The organism is Marinilactibacillus psychrotolerans (genome assembly GCF_900101525.1).
GTDB classification, from domain to species: domain Bacteria; phylum Bacillota; class Bacilli; order Lactobacillales; family Carnobacteriaceae_A; genus Marinilactibacillus; species Marinilactibacillus psychrotolerans.
Genome location: NZ_FMZD01000023.1, coordinates 20480 through 36066, shown reverse-complemented (window position 1 = coordinate 36066; position 15587 = coordinate 20480). Strand labels below are relative to the sequence as shown.

Here is a 15587-nt window from a genome sequence, read left to right as displayed (position 1 = left end):
CTTTGTCTCAATTAAGAAATTAACTAAATGGGAACTGCAAAGTTATGGATAAATTTCCTGCACTCTTATGGATTTTATTCTTGCAAAATACATTTTTCCTAGAAGAAATAAAATTATTATAAGAATTATTAGATATTGAAATACATATCCATTAAATTTCTTTCTATATTTTACTATTTTTTTTGTTGATATATGATATGTCATTCCTAACAAAAACATAAATAAAATAGTCAATATGTTACTTAAAACTTCTAATAAACTATATTCTATAAATGTCAGCCCTAAAATCAGTCCACTATAAATTATCAATTTGTGAAAATGTTCCGACAATAAGAACCATTTCACCTTATTTAATGGGCTTAGATAACCTAAATAATAGTATGCAGTTGTTTTTTCAATTTCCCTAAACTGTTGATCAGTGATCAACTCTAAATCAAACAGATACAGAAATATTAATATGCTTGTAAAATTAATATTAACTGTAAAATTTTTTGCTATTACTATATATAGAAAAAATATGAAAATCAGCATTAAATAATTTTTAATTGTTATACGTCTAATATATGAGAGGAATAATTTAATGTACATATTTTTATAATTAAAGTCTATTTTTTTTAACTTTTTAGATGGCTGGTTTACAATAATATTTATCCCCTGAAGAAAAGAATCTCCAGATCTATGTACTTGAATAAATAAATAAAATAATAATAGTACTAAAAATACATTTATATAAAAATTGACTATGATAATATTCACAATAATAGCTATAAAGGTGAAAAAAATAATCGCCAGCTTTAAAAAAGTATTTTGTATTAATCTAGAAAGAAAAATACTAACTTGAATTAATATAGTTAAAATTGTTATTAAGACTAGTTGGATGTTACTTAGATATATTAGCAATAGTATACTATTGAAGGCCATTCCGATAATTATCAATAGATTGTTCTTCAAAATTATAAAAAGTATATATTTATATTCTACTAATTTGGAATAAGTATAGTGCATGGATTTTTGAGACTTTATAGTATCATTTATCAGCGGAACATTATATTGAAATAATAAACAGTTTGTAATTAACAAAAATATAAACTGATTCATTATTAGATTAGTTACTATCAGCAATAATAGTAATGATATTGAAACAATACCACTTAATGTAAAGTATACTAGAGGATCTTTGATTAGTTTAAATTCTCTGAAATTAGAAATTAATATATATTTTAACACGTAACCCTCTCCAAATTATTAATTAAAATTATATAAAAAAGGCATAAAATATAATATTTTTACACCTTTTTATATATATACAGGAATTTACCAAGCAGCAGCATAAGCCTTACCATATTTTTTAACTAACGCTTTTGCAGTTGCTAAGATAGCAACTCCTATTCCTCCTCCACCAACAACAGCGGCTATAATACCCGCTACAGCGGCAACACTTGAAGCAGCTGAAATAATATCAATGACTTTTTTGGATGCATATGCACTAATACCTAATGTACTGGTTAGGTCTGGGGAAACAAAAAAGAAGACCCCTGTCAAAATAGTTGCGAAAATAAACATTTTTTTCATATATATCACCTCCTTTATACGTTTATTACTAAAAATGTGAACAAAATTGTACTATTCACAATACTTACTCTATCAGAAAAATCTGTTGTTTATAACGGTGGTAAACCACCGTTTTTTTAATTTTTATTAAAGTTAGAAATTTAAATTTAACTCTTTATACATACAAACCTCAACTCATTTATAGATAAGATGCATAAGCAAAAAAATGCAGGAGCCCAGCAATTTCAACGTGCCGATTCCTACATTTTATAGTTTTTATAAAAGCCTAGGTGTTGAAAGAAATTATAAATAGCTGAAAAGAAGGTATTCAAATTCTTTATTAATTAATAATTTCATATCCTAAATTTATTGCCTTACGTATTAGCTTTTTATCATTCTCAACATCAAATTTAAGCATCAGATTCTTTTTATGCCGCTCGACTTGCCTTAAAGTAACATTCAATTGTTCACTTAATTCTTTATTTGTGTACCCTTTACATATAAAAAAAAGTGTTTCTTTCTCACGCAAAGTCAGTTTAGGTAATCTTTTTTCTTCCATCATTCCCGGTTTTTTCCCATTAATAGCTTGTATAATTTGAGTCAAAAACTGCCTTGGTTTTGGATCTTTTAAAAAGAAACCAGCTGCTCCAAATTCACGTGCTTCCGTTCTGAAATTTGCTTGATTACCGTGACCAGTCACAAAAGCAATTGGCATTTCTGGAGCGACATTCTTAATGTTTTCTGCAAAAACAAAACCACTCATACCGTCCAAGTTAATATCAATAATAAATAAATGAATTAAATTGTTCTCTAAACATTCAATTATTCTTTTCACTTCTTCAGGATAAAACGAAAAAACTTTTTCCACTTCTGGAAACTGTTCTAAAGAATAAGCAAATCCTTCCATGAACATTCCATGGTTATCTACAATAGCCAATCTCAAAATTATCCCTCCACTTCAGGCACTCGAATATCTACCTTAAATCCTTTATTATTAGCAGTCTTAATCATCACTTCTCCACCAATTGCTTCAACTTGACGATATAAAGAAACTAACCCAAATCGAGTTGTTGAATTTACATCTCCATTCCAACCGATGCCATCGTCTTCTATCCTTAAATACCAATGTGTCATTTGTTTTTCTAATAAAATAACCAAATTTTTAGCATTTGAATGCTTATAAGTATTTACCATACATTCTTTGATCGCACGATAAAGTAAACTCTTTATTTCTATTGGACTTTCTTCAAAAGAGTCTACATCAATATCCATATCTAACGTAATATCAGTAGGTAAATGCTCTTCTAGTGCTTGTGAAAGTTCATAGACTAGCCGATCAATTTCTTTTCTGTTTGAAGGATACCCCATCCATTCAATGGTTCTTAATTTAATAGATTTCTCCAATTCGTTGGTTATTTTTTCTGTTCGCTGCCTTATACGATTTACTGAATTTTCAGAAAAAACCATTTGTTTCAAATAATAAATATGTTGTTGAACATCATCATGTAAATATCGAGAAATCATATCATGATAAACATCCACTGACTTCATTTCGCGTAAGTACAAAGATTTTTCTAAAGCCGTGTATGAACGATCCTCTATTTTAGACTTTAAGTTTAACAACTCTTCTTTTTCTATTAAATAGTGTAACCATTTTTTTATCTCTCTAATGATTTCCTCGCTTTCCTCTTTACTAAAAGGATAAGAACGATTAATTTCGACTTCATAGGACAAAACATTTCGGTTAATGAAGGATCTTACATTATTGTTTTCTGAAAATTTCCCTTTCTCAGCACCTATGTTCTCATTGGTAAATAAGATGGTTAGCTCATTTCCATCTCTTTCAAACAATGTAATCCCAGCAATTTTCCATTTTTCATTCCAGTACTGACTCATTCTCTGAAAATCTTGTGCCAACAGCTTATTTTTCAACTGATAAAATGTTAATGTCTCTCGTTCTTCTTGAAATGTACTGAGTTCTTTTTCCACTGCCTTCTTTCGATATTGTGTGTAAAGCATTGATCCAATATAAATAAAATATCCAAGTATAATGAAGAAATGACTCCCTCTAATAAGCTGCATTACTGATGGATTAAATGATAAATATAATATCACCAAGATCAAGCCCAGTAGTAATAAAACCAAAAAATAACTAGAGAGGAAAGAGACTTTCCAATAACGGTGTAAAATCAAATTATTTTTATTTAGTAAGTACCCCATAACTACTGGCAACACCAAAACAAACCCTAGAGTCCACAAATAATGGAAAACTCCATTAAAAAATACTGCGGGTATTAAACTAACGACTATAAACGGAGCGATTGAACTTAATGCGGCGACTAATATTAATCGAACTTCTTTAGACTTCCATTTTAATGTACCTTGATTTTTATTATCATTGTAAAGTTTATAAGAAAAGAATAACATCAACAATAAATTACTGAAGAAAAAAACGTTCGAATCAACTGTTAGTATTTCAAAGCGGGAAAACTCTCTTAAAACTGCCAATAAACCGAGAATTAAAATCCAGATGCAGCTCTTATTAGTAGATGGTTTGTGTTCGCTGATATTTTGATTGATAAAGTATAAAAATAAGGGTGGGAAAAAAGAAATCAGTGATACCATACTTTGCTGAACATAAACAGACATGGACTCATTAAACCCTGTGATAATCCACGAAAAACTCATCACAACTAATATAAAACTAAAGTTCAAAGAGGAGAGTTTAGTTCTTACAGTCCAAATACTCAATAAAATATTTAGGCATATGACAATTAACATTACTGTTAAGAGTATGGGAGAAAAAGTTAGATTCGTTATATAAAATATATACGCATTAAGACTTAAGAATAGCCCTACTGAAAACCAGGCTACATACTGAAATTTATTAAATGGGGTGGTCATCTTTTAAAGCTTTCCTTTCTCACTAAAAGAGAATCAACTTTCTTTTTATCTGAACAGATAGATAGTAAAAGATCTCTTGCGCGGTTACTGTATGATATAGCCAACATTTGACCATAAGTTTGAATACCATACTCGCTCAATGCATTTTTAATCTCTTCTATGTTTCCTTTTCTTTCCTCATAACTTGAATGAATTAATAAATGCAGCATTTCTTTTTTATTTTGCTTTTGCGCATAAGTAAGTAATTTGAGAAGCGGAAGGGTTCCTTTATTGTTTAAAAAGTCTGAGGGAAGTTCCTTATTAAAGTTATTTAGATCATTCATAATTTGAAACTTGATAGCTAAATATTCAATAGCCTTCAAAAGAGTCCATGATGGCTTAGGATCTATAAGGTAAATAAACGATTGCATTAATTTAATAGAACGTTGAACCAAATAATAGTAATCATCTTCTGAACTAGATTCATTAAGTTTATAATGGTCTTCTGCTGATTGAACAACTAAAGACTGGGCGATACAATCAACAAATTTTTTGAAATTAGATTGGGGGACAAGAATTTTTATTTTTTCCAAAGTAGTCCATAAGTATTTAGATAGTTCCTGTGTATGCTTAATTAGATAAAAGTACTCCGGTTTATCTTTATCCATTAAATCATCAATTAAATCTGTTAATAACCCCAACTGTTCAACCAAATCAACTAATTTATTATTAGATTCTACGTTCAAAAGTTCTTCAAGTAAAAGGTAATATTTTTTCCACGTTAAAGCATCGTTCGTTTTCTTATGTTTTGTTGTAACAAAAAATGTATCAAAACTTTCTGTTATTTCCATAAACCTCCCTCAGAAATAGGTATATCTAAAAGTTCTAATGTTGCATCATGAAAATCACTTTCTGACAAATGAAGTGTGCTCAAAGTTTCAAGACCATCACTATTTAGTTGAAATGTTTCTTTGCTTTCTTTCCATTTTTCAACTAATTCCCATAATTTTTCATTCTCCATTATTTTCACCTCTTCCTATTTGTACTATATTAAGCATACCAAACTTCAAAATATAATTCCATTATTATGTTACGATATTCACATTCTTTTGAATCTATTAATAATGGGGCTTAAATCTTTATAAACTAAAAGATATATTGATTGAATGAAGGGTTTCTCAATAGGTTGCCTATCGATAAAATAGCAACTGAACACTATATTAACTTTACTTTTTCATTATACTTTACCTAAAGAATAATCTTAATAAAAAAGCATTAATTAATGATTATTCCCAATTGAAATAAACCCTTATTCTTTTCATAAGTGTTTCTCGTTTTAAAAAGTAAACATTTTCGTTATAATGAAGGGAAAGAAAGATTCAAACTTAATATTAGGAGGAAAATAATTATGAAATTTATTAAAGGCGCTATCGTTGGTGCAGCATTAGCTTTGTTATTCGCACCTAAAAGTGGAAAAGAAACACGCAATGATATTTCAAAAAAATTCGGTGAAAAGAAAGAAATGGCAAGCGGTTATGCAGATATGGCGAAAGCTAAGTCTGAAGAAGTGTCACATGCAGCAAGTGAAGCATCGGATAATATCAAAATCACTTTAGCTAAAACAGCTCAAGACTTAAAAGAACAATTACATTCTGCTTCCGAAGAAATTAAAAACGAAACAATGAGTGCTGAAGCTGACGTAGCCCGTACAGCTCAAGAAGCTAAGGATGAAGTATCTAACAATAATACACCGAACAACAAAAATATGTAAGTTCACTAAGTAAAGCCTATTCCTTAATCGGATAGGCTTTTTTGTGGCTCTTTTATTGATATAACTTGAGTACCAGCTAATAAATCTCCTAAATGTCGCTTATCTTTCCTAAAAATCCCCATACATAGCAACAGGATGGCCAGAGCTATCCCCGCATTCGTAAATAAGATAGAATTCAATGTTGTAAATTCTGAGTAAATTCCATCAACCACACCAATATGGGCGAGCTGCCACGGTAGAAACTTTATCGTATTTCTAATCAAACTTCTACTAAAAGTATGATTTTTGTACTGCACCCTCAGTCCTGCGACTCTCTTTCCATAGGTTCCATATGGTTTTTTATAATCTAATAATGAGAAAATCAACACTACTGGAATGACCGATTCAATTGTTGCAATCATCTGAGACTGAAAGACAGTCAGTTGGGGTATACCATCTAATATAAAAAAATAGAAAAAGAGATTGAGCAAAAGCAACCCGACTAGATAAAGCAAAATAACTACATAATCAACAGCTAGTTCTTTAACTCTAGATTTAAATTGGATACTATTGTTTTTCACCATGATTCATCCCCTCTCAACATTGCTAGTATAAACAGAATATAGCATTCATTGACTCATAAGTTTCATTTATAGTATAAAAGCAACCCACCAAAACAGAAGGCTAAGTCCTATCACCCCGATAGAAGTTAAATATCCAAAAATAAGCAACCCAATCGGTATATAATCAGTCCACTTATCTTTTTTCTTATCCTTAAAAAGATTTATTCCGCAAATCAATAATAAAACTAGCGCGGTGATCAACAAAATCATTTGAACAATCCCTATGGGATAATATCCAAGGTTAATCGGACTCAACAAATAAACTGCATAGATACCAATAAACAAAAAGTCTATAATCCCTAAAGCAGCTGTACTTTTTCTGGTATTCATTTCAAACAACCTTCCTTAGTAATATAGGTTTTCAATTTGCTTAATAATCTTTTTTCTATATAAGAATAAACCGTTACTTCTACTATACTAATTATTTATATAGACATAATGTCCTATTTAAGATCTTGTAATGTGTATCCTAAACTCATCATCTGCCTTTTATTTATAACAATTAAAGGCTTTTTTTCTATCAGGATTGTTAACTAGTATTGAAGTAATTCAGGGAAGAATATTCTTATGATTCCTCCTGATATTAGTATACCTATTGATAACGGAATAATATTAAGAGAACCCTTTTTATAGAATAGACTTGTTTTATAGTTAATATGATTAGATATTGTCATACCTGCAATCGTTAGAAAACTTAAAGTAGGAACTGAGATAAATATGTTAAAAACATTATCCTCGTCTATACTTCTTACTACATTGATCATCATTAATGATAAAAGAAATCCCAAAAGAAACTGAAGAATTAGGTTACCTACTTTTTTACTCACACATTGACCTCTTTTCAAAATACTTATGTACTCTATTTTCTTTACTATCTATTACGCTCATTTCTACCAAGCTCTTTTCTTTATACTTAAAATACTTCGATCTAATAGATAAAGAGTACGTTATAATGATCTGAAAAACAATCTATTTTAGTATAGTTATTTTTTCTATAAGAAAGTTAAGTGGATTAAAACAAGCATTAGAAAGCTTAAAAACAAGGGCAACGAATTATTGCTAGACGAATCACGTTCAATAGAGTATTCTTTTATCAAATAGCAATGATCAAACAATTCATAAGGTAGGTATAGTATGAAAAAAAATTTAAGAATCGTATTAAAATTTGGTTTACCTTTTTTGTTATTATATATGATTAATGGCTTACTCAATTTTATTGATGAAACTTTCATTTCCAGTTCAGAGGGAATTCAAGCCTCCCTTTTATTAAGTCTATTGATTTTACTGGGGAAATTTTTATTTGCTTGTTTATGTACATATATTATTTTTGAATTAGCCAAGAGACGTAATAAAGGTCATTTTCTAATAGATACGCTGGCTTCCGCTGTAAAATGGATATTATCCTTTCTATTTTTCCCTATCGTTAATAACATAATCGGTGTTCCTTTAGGAAATCTATTGCCGGGTATAGAGGAAGCAAGCTGGGTCATTATTGTCTCTTTAATTATGTTATTAGCTGAGTTTTTATTAGCCTGTCTATGTGCTTCCTTTGTATTTGAAATCGCTGAACCCGGGAAAAAACGTCCCTTAAGATTTCCATAAACAATCATAAGAACGGATGATACGAATGAAAAAACTATTAACCGGCGGCTCTATAGCTTTGATCCTTATTTTAAGCTTTTATTTATATCAAAAAACCACTGAACCACCGCCCAGACTACTCGGAACTTATCAATCAGAAACCAATCCTCCTAATATTATTATGATGTCTTTTACCCATGAGGGAGAATTTGAAGAATATTTCAATTCAAAATTGGTTGATTCAGGTACTTTCAAAAAAGAAGAGGAGGGTGTCTATTCTATCCACAGCGAAAACAAAACAGACTTACTCCTTACTCAAAAAGGAGATCAATTCTATTATTATTTTGATAATGACGAAGTTTATCTTTTAAAGAATTTAGATAAAGCTCCCTCTAGTATTTTAACTGATTAGGTCTCTTTAAGAACATAAAGAACACCCAAAGACTATGATTACTTAGTATTTGGGTGTTCTATCATCTTTACTGACTATATTTTTCGATCTGTTCTCTAGAATGACGAATCAGATTGATTATTTTATCATAATTTTTTGAAGCATATACGTAAAACAGGATATCTACCAGAATAAATTGAGCATGCAGAGAACTTGTTGCCGCGCTCCTTAAAGCACCTTCTTGAGCTCTAACATGCTGGAGAGAGATGTCTGCTTTTTTAGATAAACTATTTTTTCCGAATTGGGTTAAGGCAATCGTTTTATACCCATTTTCTTTAGCTAGTTCTAGTATTTTCACGACTTCTTTGGTTTCTCCTGAGTTAGATATACCAAAAAAAACTTGATTTTCTTTAGGCGAAGACATCGCCGCTAATAACACATGTGGATCAGACATACAGATACATGTCTTGCCGATTCGATTCCACTTGTGCGCAATATTCTCCGCTACCAGATTCGAAGCCCCGATCCCATATAGATAAATAATCGAGGAAGATTTCAATGATTCTACGGCTTCAAGCAAATCCTGCTCATTCATGACTGATACTGTATCCTGCATAGACTGAAAGGCATTCCCCAATAACTTGTCCATAATATCTTCAAGTGGCTCATCTGGTGTAATATCAGAGTACCCGATGGGATTTGTCTGGATGACTTCTCTCGATATGAGCACTTTGAGCTGCGTGAAACTAGGAATATCCACTCTTTTACATAATCGAATCACTGTGGCAGCACTAGATTCTGCTTCTTGTCCCAATTTTGAAGCAGTCATGTTAATGACTTGTTCCGGTTTCTCTAATATAAATCGAGCAATTTTTCTTTCTGCTTTCGGTAATTGATCAGAAATGCTTTTAATTCTTCCTAAAATATTTTTTCCTGTCATATTTCCCCAGTCCTTTGCCCTTAGGATATGCCTATTTCCGAGAACGAATGGCTTCGCGAACACGACCTTGTTTTTGATTCAGTAAATTTTCTGCTTCATCTAATGTTACTTCTGCCAATATTTGAACGATAGCAGTCTTCACCGAATGAGATTGCTCATAATATTTTTCGGCCTCTTCAAATGAACAGTCTGTAGCTTCCATAATGATTCGTTTAGATCGATCAACTAATTTTTCATTTGTTGCTTGAACATCTACCATTAAATTCTCGTAGGCTTTTCCTAATTTTACCATAGTCACTGTAGAGATCATATTCAGGACTAGTTTTTGTGCTGTTCCAGCTTTTAGTCTTGTTGACCCCGTTAATACTTCCGGCCCAGTTACGACTTCTATGGGATAGTTTGCCAACCTACTAATAGCGGCTTCAGGATTATTAGAAATTGATCCAGTCTGCGCGCCCACCTCTTGAGCATATTTTAAAGCACCCTTCACATAAGGCGTACGCCCACTTGCCGCAATTCCGATCACAATATCTTTTTCATTCAACTTTTTATTTTTTAAATCTTTGATGGCTAACGCTTCAGAGTCTTCTGCACCTTCTACCGCTTCCAAAACAGCTTTTTCTCCACCGGCAATTATTCCTTGGACCCACTCAGGTGATGTCCCAAATGTCGGTACACATTCTGCGGCATCTAATATGCCCAGACGTCCACTCGTTCCTGCACCAATATAAAATAATCTGCCACCTTTTTCCATTTGCTTAATAACAACTGTGATTAAGTCATTGATCTGATCCATGCTTTGACGAATAGCTGTAGTAACCGTTGCATCTTCTTCGTTCATCAATTTTGTCATTTCCGGTACAGATAATGTATCCAAATTCATTGAACGAGGGTTTCTCTGTTCTGTATTCATTTTATTCATCATAGTCCTCCATAAATTGAAATTTGACTCCTGCAGCTATGTGCTCTAGTAACCCTAATGAAGCGTCTTTGACTTGACCTAACACATTTACTCGATCATCTGCAGGTAATGCTCTCTTCGTCACTTGGAGTTCTCCTGCGTATCTGCCATATAAATCGTTATCTAATGTAATAGAACCTGTTGGTCGTTGCTTAGCTTGAATGGGGTCAAATGATTGCCCTTTTAAAGCAACTCTTGAATCTTCTGAACGAAGGACATCTCTTGCTACATCTTGTCTATTCTGATGAATTTCATAAAAATTTTCCGGTAGATTAGTATGCACATTGGTAACAGGTAAAACGATAACTTCCTCTTCTATCCATTTTTTGATTCTGATAATCGTTTTTTCTTTCATCAACACGTCCCCAATTAAAATTTCATCTACAAGGTTCTTTTCTTTTAAGTCTATATAAGCGGCCAGCGGATCTATGTATCGATGCTCTTCTAGAGTAGGTAGTCCAGCATATACCGGTCCTCTTTTCTTCAAATCTCCTGGAATAAATGCTTGGATCTTAAATCCCTTTTCTTTTAAATACTGATTTCTTTTTAAGAAAAAATTCTTATCAAGTCCTGTATTTTCCCTAGGATAATAATTATGACAGACCGTAATTTCTGACAGGTTCATTCCAGCATCCTCTAATGAAGCACATATTTCTTCAGTAATCGTACTCGCATTCAAGATGATCTGAAACTGCTTTGAAAAATTTTTGATTTCTGCAAACGAAAACCCATAATCAATTCTTAAGCACGTAATCCCAAATTCCTTAAAAAAATCCGTTGCTTTTTCTTTCGTGATTGAATACTGTTCTAATGTACTGGACGATACATCTGCCATCAAGTTCATCCCATAGCATTTGGTCTTCTCTGTCATTCTTTTTAACCCACTTAATGTTTGTTCAGGATCTTCTTCTGGAATATGAAGAGAGGTAAAAATCGTTTTGACTCCTACTTCATTTAGCACTTTCAAATTTTGCCTATTCATTTCTTCAGACTGAGATAAGTAAAGTGATGCTCCTAACATAATCGAACGACCCTCTCTACTAAATTTAATATTTGAGTTCTCTTTTATTATGAATGAAATGAAATAATATTTCAATTTATAAAGCAGATTTTATAAAAATATTTCACTTACAAAAATACGTATGACTAATTGACCCCCTAATTTAAGAGGGCTAATATAAAGTCACAGAATATAGTACGAATTAGAGGTAAATGTTTTTATAATATATAAATTAAAAGCAGCTTTAGAAATAGCCAAGTAGGCAGAATCCTATTTGTTTGCTCCGAAGATATTTTAGACTTCTGGAGTAAGAGACTACATTCTTTTTCAACCCTTATTTGAGTAAACGATAAACTTTATGAACTATTAGGATAAAACTTACTTAGATTATTGGTTGAACACTATACTCCTTACATCACAAGGATATTAATTTATAAAGTATAAAAATAGAGGTATGGCAATGGAATCGAAGAGAATACATCTCAGACCTATAGCAATAAAAGATACTGAAGAGTACTTTAAAAGTATTCAAAGAGAGAAAATAATAGATATGACTGGAACTAAGCAAACTTTTACTTTTGATCAAGTAGAAAAACATATAGAGACAATTATATTAGACGACTCTAGAGAAGATTATGCAATTAACTTTAATAAAACAAACGAAAAGGTTGGCGAGTTATCTATAATTGATAAACGTGATAAACGGCATATGCCGCTGACTTAAGAATATCAATGAATAGTACAAAATATATTGGTATTGGACTTGGCTCAGAAGCGATTGATCTTGCAGTTAATTACGTATTTAACTCATTAAATTTAAATAGATTCCAATTGGAAGTTTATAGCCATAATCCTATAGGTATTAAAGCTTATGAAAAGGCTGGTTTTATTAAAGTAGGTGTTTTGAGAGAGACTATTGTACAATGGAAACTACTCTGATGAAATCATAATCTCTATTTTAAAGAAGAATCTATGGATCGCTTTTTAGTCTCAAATTTTGATCTGTATAATCAGAAATTTTCAAATCGAAGCCACCGTGGTTTTTAACAAGTTGAAGCAGAACTTTGAGAAATGTTTGGAGAACTAGAAGAAGGATAATTTTTTTACAGAAGGAACTTTTTATTTACACAAACTTCTTGACGCTCTCAACAGGCTTTTATGTTATAGTATATCTAAATTAAAAAGAGGAGATTTATATGCAATATCCATCGAATGTCATAGTAGCAATAGTTATTTCTATAATACATATTTTTATTTCATTTAACCTCAGATTTCCTAACAAATATAAGAATAAATTTCGTATTTATTCAGCTTTGATAAATTTTAGTTTTATTATATTTTTAATCGGATTTCCTATGTTTTTTTATGACATTTTTTCCAATCCTATCGAAGCATCTGGTATTTATTTTGAAGGCTTAGCGATTTTGTACATTCTACTTTTTCTACCCTTAATATCAGTAATTATATTTCTATTTGGAAAATGGATAGTGAAGTTAGATACTTTTTCAAAACTCACAAAATATATCGCATTAATAGGACCATCTCTTATATTAGTTGGACTAGGGATTATAGGATACTACCCTTTTATGTTAACTTTTTATGGGTTTTCCTGATTGATTTTGAGAGCTTTTACACACATGTCTGTTGAAATATTAGATTGATGTAGCAAAAACATATTTTTATATTTATAGCACTTTACGTATAGATAACCTTTTCAAAATTTGCTAATGTCATGCTTTTTTTGTAGGAAAAAATCAAATTTTGTTTGAGAAGTATTTATACGCTATTACCGCTACTGTGTGTTTTGTCGAATATTTATTGCTGGATTGAATTACTGGTAAGAGGTTTCTCATAAATGCTTTATTACATGTTTTATTATTTGCTCCTTTTTCATGACTAAAACATAAGTCATATTTTCTACATTGTGCATCTAGATTATCAATAGGTTTTTTTGACCAATCATTTCCACTTTTTCCAACAGATCCACAGTAATTTTCGTAGAATGTTAATTTAACATTCCCCAAAAAAGATCGAACGCTTATTCTAACAGTTTCTTCAAATTGCCACCTACAGTTTTAATGAGTGATGTTGTTACCAAAGAACTAATTAATATTTTTTTGAATTTATCATTTTTTCTCCTTTTTTATGAATTTGATAAATAACGTGTATCAACTTACCTAAGACTATCAAGACTCCAACCAATAAAAAGCTGTATTCTTGTTGAGCATTATTTAAATTTACGGATAAAGGGAAAACAATGACAAAGCCTAATATCATAATAAATACTAGAAAAACGATAGAAAACTCTATCTTTAAGCTTTTAAGTGTTCTTTCGCGTTTTTTTATCACTTCTTCACCCCTCTTTTTATATCTCTTCATTAAACAGAATTTCGCGATTTCGAAATGAATTACATTAAATCTCTTATCCAAAATGATTCTATCATAAAAAATTACCGCACTTTTTTCTTAACAAATTCAAAACATTTCTCACTAAAATTAAACATGAAAATAAAATCTGTACAAAGTGATAATTATAAATAATACTAATAAGTCCCAAAACAAGGCTAGTAGTATGTCCTCTAAGTGATAAATCATGATATACTCTTCATGCAGAAAGTTAAGAGGGTGGTACCTATAGCAGATAAGAACTACAATCTTATTAGGGATAAACCTTTTTATCAGTAGCTGATGCATTGCAGCTCATGGTTGCCTTTGAAAGCCTCTTGATTTTCCTAATTAATCTTGCAATCTTATATATTGATCAAGCTGAATAGTGACAAAAAATAAGTAGCCGTATTTGCCAATAAATAAAACAGCCATATACATGTGTTCAACTGTAAAGTTTTTTCTTTGATCATTCATTTTTTTCTTAGTTACATAGCAATTAAGATAAAGAGCTCTTTTACATAAAAACGAGTTCACAACAGCTTTCAGGCTGCTGTGAACTCGTTTTGTTTAGCTTTCAGTTTCTGCTTCTTCTAACTCATCGATTGCCAAATTTGCCATGGTTATGAATCGTTCATTTTGCTGAATATCAAAAACGAAAGCAGCCTTCTTGTACGATTCTACAGCTTGGCGGCTTTGATCTAAATGCTCCAGACAATGTCCTTTCTGATAGAAAAAGTCACCTAATAAGAAAAGTGTATTATTTTCAATCAATAATTCAAGTCCTTGCAGTACCTTCTCTAAAGAGTCCCGATACTTCTCTTGTTTAGATAGACAAAGAGAATAGTTCAATAGCAACTTTGCTTTCTTCTCATGTCCCATCCATTCTGAAAATGACTCAAATCCTTTTTGATAGTATTCTTCAGCTTTATTATACTCCTCTTTTCTTTGATACTGATTTCCGATACTATCGATAATTTCGACACGCAGTTCCCCTTTTTTCGTGCCTTCTTCAATTGCAATCAAATGATCCAACGCTTTATCATAATCTCCGTCTCTATGCGTGTATAATAGTCCTTTAATCCATTCAAAAAACAATTTATCTTCTCCAACAGAACGGGCTATTAGCTCATAATTTGTTTCTACCAAATAAGCGATTGAGTCATATTCTCTTCTTTCAAGATGCTGTCTAATCATTTTACACAATTGGCTAACTTGAGAATGTCTTGTCTCTAATGAATCTTCCCCGTAGAAATAACTCATCGGTGTGTCCATTCGGTCAGCTAACTTTTCCATCAAATCACGACTGGGACGCACTTTCTGTTTCTCCAGTCTACTAACCATAGCTTGAGTACAGATCCCTTCAGCAAGATCAATTTGTGTCATACTGATTTCTTTTCTTCTTCTTTTGATTTTCTCCCCTAATCGCATATATCTGATGCCTCGTTCCTTATAAAATATAAATGTAATTATAATAGTCTCATTATACCTAAGCCTCTATTACTTTTCTATACTACCCAGT

At 31.3% G+C, this 15587-nt stretch carries 18 protein-coding genes; 5 read left to right on the top strand and 13 right to left on the bottom strand.

The genetic code is table 11. From position 1 onward, the window contains the following. Positions 1-1314 precede the first annotated feature (1314 nt). From BLT22_RS10640 to BLT22_RS10620, 5 genes are all read right to left on the bottom strand, one after another. On the bottom strand, positions 1315-1572 hold the full coding sequence (locus BLT22_RS10640; protein WP_091763144.1) for an uberolysin/carnocyclin family circular bacteriocin: 258 nt from the start codon (positions 1570-1572) through the stop codon (positions 1315-1317). 319 nt (positions 1573-1891) lie between these two features. Then, the gene (locus BLT22_RS10635) at positions 1892-2494 is read right to left on the bottom strand and encodes a response regulator (RefSeq protein WP_091763142.1); all 603 of its coding nucleotides are present in this window, start codon (positions 2492-2494) and stop codon (positions 1892-1894) included. 2 nt (positions 2495-2496) lie between these two features. Then, a complete protein-coding gene (locus BLT22_RS10630) occupies positions 2497-4200 on the bottom strand; it encodes a sensor histidine kinase (RefSeq protein ID WP_091763140.1) in 1704 nt (567 codons plus the stop codon). Positions 4201-4451: 251 nt separating this feature from the next. Next, entirely contained in the window at positions 4452-5285 is an 834-nt protein-coding gene (locus BLT22_RS10625; protein WP_091763138.1) for a class 1 isoprenoid biosynthesis enzyme, read from the bottom strand. After that, on the bottom strand, positions 5276-5455 hold the full coding sequence (locus BLT22_RS10620) for a hypothetical protein (protein WP_072693736.1): 180 nt from the start codon (positions 5453-5455) through the stop codon (positions 5276-5278). Before BLT22_RS10620 ends, BLT22_RS10625 begins: the two co-directional genes overlap by 10 nt. Positions 5456-5842: 387 nt before the next feature. Between BLT22_RS10620 and BLT22_RS10615 the strand changes: the two genes are divergently transcribed. Then, complete coding sequence (locus tag BLT22_RS10615; protein ID WP_072693734.1) at positions 5843-6205, top strand: YtxH domain-containing protein; 363 nt, start codon at positions 5843-5845, stop codon at positions 6203-6205. Between the two features lie 23 nt (positions 6206-6228). Here BLT22_RS10615 and BLT22_RS10610 read toward each other — a convergent pair whose 3' ends face one another. The 3 genes from BLT22_RS10610 to BLT22_RS10600 form a co-directional block, all read right to left on the bottom strand. Further along, positions 6229-6768, bottom strand: coding sequence for an RDD family protein (locus tag BLT22_RS10610; protein ID WP_091763136.1), 540 nt, complete (start codon positions 6766-6768; stop codon positions 6229-6231). Between the two features lie 66 nt (positions 6769-6834). Beyond that, positions 6835-7137 (bottom strand): hypothetical protein, encoded by a 303-nt coding sequence (locus BLT22_RS10605; RefSeq protein WP_091763133.1) that lies wholly within the window; start codon positions 7135-7137, stop codon positions 6835-6837. A 203-nt stretch (positions 7138-7340) separates the two neighbouring features. Next, complete coding sequence (locus BLT22_RS10600; protein WP_091763131.1) at positions 7341-7634, bottom strand: hypothetical protein; 294 nt, start codon at positions 7632-7634, stop codon at positions 7341-7343. Positions 7635-7941: 307 nt separating this feature from the next. Between BLT22_RS10600 and BLT22_RS10595 the strand changes: the two genes are divergently transcribed. Then, positions 7942-8409, top strand: a complete 468-nt coding sequence (locus BLT22_RS10595; RefSeq protein WP_091763129.1) for a hypothetical protein — start codon at positions 7942-7944, stop codon at positions 8407-8409. A gap of 25 nt (positions 8410-8434) precedes the next feature. Beyond that, entirely contained in the window at positions 8435-8800 is a 366-nt protein-coding gene (locus BLT22_RS10590; protein ID WP_072693731.1) for a hypothetical protein, read from the top strand. 67 nt (positions 8801-8867) lie between these two features. Here BLT22_RS10590 and BLT22_RS10585 read toward each other — a convergent pair whose 3' ends face one another. The 3 genes from BLT22_RS10585 to BLT22_RS10575 are packed head-to-tail and all read right to left on the bottom strand — an operon-like array spanning position 8868 to position 11701. Beyond that, positions 8868-9719, bottom strand: coding sequence for a MurR/RpiR family transcriptional regulator (locus BLT22_RS10585; RefSeq protein WP_091763127.1), 852 nt, complete (start codon positions 9717-9719; stop codon positions 8868-8870). Positions 9720-9750: 31 nt separating this feature from the next. Next, a complete protein-coding gene (gene murQ, locus BLT22_RS10580; RefSeq protein ID WP_091763125.1) occupies positions 9751-10644 on the bottom strand; it encodes an N-acetylmuramic acid 6-phosphate etherase in 894 nt (297 codons plus the stop codon). Beyond that, the gene (locus tag BLT22_RS10575) at positions 10634-11701 is read right to left on the bottom strand and encodes a DUF871 domain-containing protein (RefSeq protein ID WP_091763123.1); all 1068 of its coding nucleotides are present in this window, start codon (positions 11699-11701) and stop codon (positions 10634-10636) included. Before BLT22_RS10575 ends, murQ begins: the two co-directional genes overlap by 11 nt. Positions 11702-12140: 439 nt before the next feature. Between BLT22_RS10575 and BLT22_RS12465 the strand changes: the two genes are divergently transcribed. Then, positions 12141-12404, top strand: a complete 264-nt coding sequence (locus BLT22_RS12465; protein WP_218127277.1) for a hypothetical protein — start codon at positions 12141-12143, stop codon at positions 12402-12404. Positions 12405-12412: 8 nt separating this feature from the next. Continuing rightward, on the top strand, positions 12413-12619 hold the full coding sequence (locus tag BLT22_RS12460; protein ID WP_218127276.1) for a GNAT family N-acetyltransferase: 207 nt from the start codon (positions 12413-12415) through the stop codon (positions 12617-12619). Positions 12620-13786: 1167 nt separating this feature from the next. Here the strand turns inward: BLT22_RS12460 and BLT22_RS10560 are convergent. After that, positions 13787-14029, bottom strand: coding sequence for a DUF2427 domain-containing protein (locus BLT22_RS10560; protein WP_091763119.1), 243 nt, complete (start codon positions 14027-14029; stop codon positions 13787-13789). 606 nt (positions 14030-14635) lie between these two features. Next, a complete protein-coding gene (locus BLT22_RS10555; RefSeq protein WP_091763117.1) occupies positions 14636-15496 on the bottom strand; it encodes a helix-turn-helix domain-containing protein in 861 nt (286 codons plus the stop codon). Positions 15497-15587 lie beyond the last annotated feature (91 nt).

Coding starts and splice junctions, on each gene's coding strand:
- BLT22_RS12465 (WP_218127277.1), top strand. CDS start 12,141: ATGGAATCGAAGAGAATACATCTCAGACCTATAGCAATAAAAGATACT.
- BLT22_RS10595 (WP_091763129.1), top strand. CDS start 7,942: ATGAAAAAAAATTTAAGAATCGTATTAAAATTTGGTTTACCTTTTTTG.
- BLT22_RS10640 (WP_091763144.1), bottom strand. CDS start 1,572: ATGAAAAAAATGTTTATTTTCGCAACTATTTTGACAGGGGTCTTCTTT.
- BLT22_RS10585 (WP_091763127.1), bottom strand. CDS start 9,719: ATGACAGGAAAAAATATTTTAGGAAGAATTAAAAGCATTTCTGATCAA.
- BLT22_RS10610 (WP_091763136.1), bottom strand. CDS start 6,768: ATGGTGAAAAACAATAGTATCCAATTTAAATCTAGAGTTAAAGAACTA.
- BLT22_RS10590 (WP_072693731.1), top strand. CDS start 8,435: ATGAAAAAACTATTAACCGGCGGCTCTATAGCTTTGATCCTTATTTTA.
- BLT22_RS10625 (WP_091763138.1), bottom strand. CDS start 5,285: ATGGAAATAACAGAAAGTTTTGATACATTTTTTGTTACAACAAAACAT.
- BLT22_RS10605 (WP_091763133.1), bottom strand. CDS start 7,137: ATGAATACCAGAAAAAGTACAGCTGCTTTAGGGATTATAGACTTTTTG.
- BLT22_RS10630 (WP_091763140.1), bottom strand. CDS start 4,200: ATGTCTGTTTATGTTCAGCAAAGTATGGTATCACTGATTTCTTTTTTC.
- BLT22_RS10555 (WP_091763117.1), bottom strand. CDS start 15,496: ATGCGATTAGGGGAGAAAATCAAAAGAAGAAGAAAAGAAATCAGTATG.
- murQ (WP_091763125.1), bottom strand. CDS start 10,644: ATGATGAATAAAATGAATACAGAACAGAGAAACCCTCGTTCAATGAAT.
- BLT22_RS10620 (WP_072693736.1), bottom strand. CDS start 5,455: ATGGAGAATGAAAAATTATGGGAATTAGTTGAAAAATGGAAAGAAAGC.
- BLT22_RS10615 (WP_072693734.1), top strand. CDS start 5,843: ATGAAATTTATTAAAGGCGCTATCGTTGGTGCAGCATTAGCTTTGTTA.
- BLT22_RS10575 (WP_091763123.1), bottom strand. CDS start 11,701: ATGTTAGGAGCATCACTTTACTTATCTCAGTCTGAAGAAATGAATAGG.
- BLT22_RS12460 (WP_218127276.1), top strand. CDS start 12,413: ATGAATAGTACAAAATATATTGGTATTGGACTTGGCTCAGAAGCGATT.